This window comes from Citrobacter sp. wls826 (genome assembly GCF_005281245.1).
In the GTDB taxonomy this organism is placed as follows: domain Bacteria; phylum Pseudomonadota; class Gammaproteobacteria; order Enterobacterales; family Enterobacteriaceae; genus Citrobacter; species Citrobacter braakii.
In genome coordinates, this window is the sequence record NZ_SZWS01000012.1 from 112,143 (window position 1) to 115,346 (window position 3,204).

General features: G+C 56.1%; 3 protein-coding genes. All 3 read left to right on the top strand.

Going from position 1 to position 3,204, the window contains the following annotated elements:
- The first annotated feature begins 15 nt into the window (after positions 1–15).
- Positions 16–1,524: a sugar ABC transporter ATP-binding protein gene (locus FDW87_RS01510; RefSeq protein WP_016154014.1), complete on the top strand. Its 1,509-nt coding sequence runs from the start codon at positions 16–18 to the stop codon at positions 1,522–1,524.
- Positions 1,517–2,506: an ABC transporter permease gene (locus tag FDW87_RS01515; protein WP_008785467.1), complete on the top strand. Its 990-nt coding sequence runs from the start codon at positions 1,517–1,519 to the stop codon at positions 2,504–2,506. The genes FDW87_RS01510 and FDW87_RS01515 overlap by 8 nt, the downstream gene beginning before the upstream one ends.
- A 1-nt stretch (position 2,507) precedes the next feature.
- The coding region (locus FDW87_RS01520) for an ABC transporter permease (protein WP_252362939.1) at positions 2,508–3,204 on the top strand (697 nt) is incomplete at its 3' end.

The window sequence follows — 3,204 nt, forward strand, 5'->3', positions numbered from 1 at the left end:
GCAGGGGTATTGTCCATGGCAGACACCACCGCATTTATCACTCTTGAGAATATCAGCAAACAATTCCCGGGCGTGCTGGCGCTGGATAACGTGAATCTGACGCTGAGAAAAGGCGAAGTTCACTGTCTGGCGGGTCAAAACGGCTGTGGTAAAAGTACCATTATTAAAGTGATCTCCGGAGTTTATCATCCGGAAAAAGGCGCGCAGATTTTACTCGATGGCAAATTGTTCCATCACCTGACGCCGCAGCTCTCTTCCCATTATGGCATTCAGGTTATTTATCAGGACCTGTCGTTGTTCCCTAACTTTAGCGTCGCGGAGAATATCGCGGTCAACCGCTATCTGCCCGGTGGCGATATCTGGGTACGTCGTGGCGCCATGAAGCAGCAGGCGCTGGCAGCCATGAAGCGCATCGGTGTGAACATCGATCCCGATAAAAAGGTTGAAAAACTCTCGATTGCCGACCGACAACTGGTCGCCATTTGCCGGGCGATTGCCGCCGACGCGCGTCTGGTGATTATGGACGAGCCCACCGCCTCACTAACCCGTCAGGAGGTTAATGGCCTGCTACGGGTCGTTAACGAACTAAAAGCTGCCGGAATTTGTGTAGTGTTTGTCAGCCACCGTCTGGATGAAGTGATGGAAGTGGCTGACCGCATCAGCGTGATGCGCGACGGCAAACTGGTGGGCACTTATCCTGCCAGCGAACTCGACAGCCACGAGCTGGCTTTCCTGATGACCGGACAACGCTTCCACTATAGCCCGCTGCCGGAAAGACCCGCTATTGAGCAAGAGCCCCTGCTGGAGCTGCGCAACCTCAGCCGCAGAGGCAAATACCAAAACATTAATCTGTCGCTGCACGGCGGCGAGATTGTCTCCATTGTGGGCCTGCTGGGCGCCGGACGCACCGAACTTTGTCTGAGCCTGTTTGGCATGACGCACCCAGAAAGCGGTGAGATTCGCATTAACGGCCAGCCGGTCACTCTTCGCAATAACCATGATGCCATCAAACATGGGATCGGCTACGTCTCAGAAGATCGCCTGACGCAAGGGCTGATCATGGAGCAGTCGATCTACGACAACACCATCGTCACGGTGTTTGATCAACTGCATACCGGCAGCGGCCTGCTCGATCACCGTAAAGCGCAAAAGCTGGTCGCCGACTTGATCCGCGAGCTGAATATCAAAGTGTCCGATCCACACCTGCCGGTTAAAACCCTTTCCGGCGGTAATGCCCAGCGTATCGCCATCGCCAAATGGGTGGCGACTAATCCCCGCATCCTGATCCTCGACTCCCCTACCGTAGGCGTAGATATCGCCAACAAAGAGGGTATTTACCAGATAGCCCGCGATCTGGCGGAACAGGGTATGGCGGTGCTGATGATTTGCGATGAAATCCCGGAAGCGTATTACAACAGCCACCGCGTGCTGGTGATGCGTCGCGGCAGGCTGGTGGCGGAATTTAATCCTCATCAGTGCCGTGAAGAGGAGATTGCTGAAGTGGTCGAGGTAATCAATGAATAAGATGCATCTCTCCCGTTTAATCGGGCAACATGAATTTTGGCTGGGCCTGCTGGTTGTGGCCCTTGCCGTTGGGCTGAGCATCAGCACCGATGAGTTCTTGTCTTTGGGGAACCTGACGGATGTGGCTACCAGCTATGCGATTCTCGGCATCCTTGCCTGCGGGCTGTTTGTGGTACTGATTTCCGGCGGGATCGACATCTCATTTCCGGCGATGACCGCGATAGCCCAGTATGCGATGGCCAGTTGGGTTATCGGCCACGGCGGCAACTTCGCGCTGGCGTTAATCATCGCGATTGCGGTGGGCCTGTTGCTTGGACTTATTAATGGCTTCCTGGTCTACTGGCTGCGCGTTCCGGCCATCATCATTACCATCGCCACGTTGAACGTTTACTACGGTCTGCTGGTGTACGCCACCAAAGGCACCTGGCTGTACGGCTTTCCGGACTGGTTTATGAACGGCATCAATTGGTTCTCGTTCACCGCGGCGGATGGCTACGACTACGGCTTGACACTGCCTCTGCTGTGCCTGGCGGCTGTGATCATCTTTACCGCCGTGCTGATGAACTATACCCGTCTTGGCCGTCAGGTTTACGCCATGGGCGGTAATCGTGATGCGGCCTCGCGCCTGGGGCTGAATCTGCTGAAGCTGCATTTCTACGTGTATGGCTACATGGGCATTCTGGCAGGCGTTGCCGCCGTGGTTCAGGCGCAAATCACCCAGTCAGTTGCGCCCAATTCGCTGCTCGGCTTTGAGTTGACGGTACTGGCGGCGGTCGTGCTCGGCGGAACCAGCATGAGCGGCGGACGCGGAACATTAACCGGAACCCTGCTCGGCGTGGTTCTGCTGGCCTTCTTACAAAATGGCCTGACGCTGCTCAGCGTCTCCTCTTACTGGCACACCGTGTTCAGCGGCGCCATTATCCTGGTCAGCATTAGCGCCACGGCCTGGAACGAAAAACGCAAACTGGCAAGGGAGCTTTGAGATGAAAACAATCGCCAGATTTTTACCCGGTGATGCCATCATTCGTCTGCAATGCGTCATTATTGTGGTCGTCGCCCTGGTCTTCTCGGCCCTGCTCGGCAGCCGTTTTTTCAGCGTCGCTAACTTCCAGTCGATTGGCTCGCAGCTGCCGATCCTTGGCATGCTGGCCCTCGGGATGGGTATGACCATGCTGACCGGCGGCATAAACCTGTCGATAATTGCAGGAGCGAATGCCTGCTCGCTGGTAATGGCGGCGATTATCGTCACCCATCCGGATAACCCGCTGTTTCTGGTGCTGGCGCTGATGGCAGGCGCTGCCGTGGCGGTCGCAATCGGTACGCTCAACGGCGCGCTGATTGCCTGGGTCGGGGTTTCGCCGATTCTCGCCACGCTCGGCACGATGACGCTTATCTCCGGGCTGAATATTCTGCTTTCCAATGGGACAGTGATTTCCGGTTTCCCGACCGCCATTCAATATCTTGGTAACGCCACGATTGCCGGTATTCCGGTAGCGCTGCTGCTCTTTTTCCTGGTGGCAATCCTGCTGTGGGTACTGCTGGAGCACACCACGCTTGGGCGCAGTCTGTATCTCGTGGGTTCCAATGAACAGGCTACCCGCTACAGCGGCGTAAATACCGTCCGGGTACAAATTTCCGTGTACGTGATTTCTGCCCTGCTCGGCTGGGTCGCCGCCATTC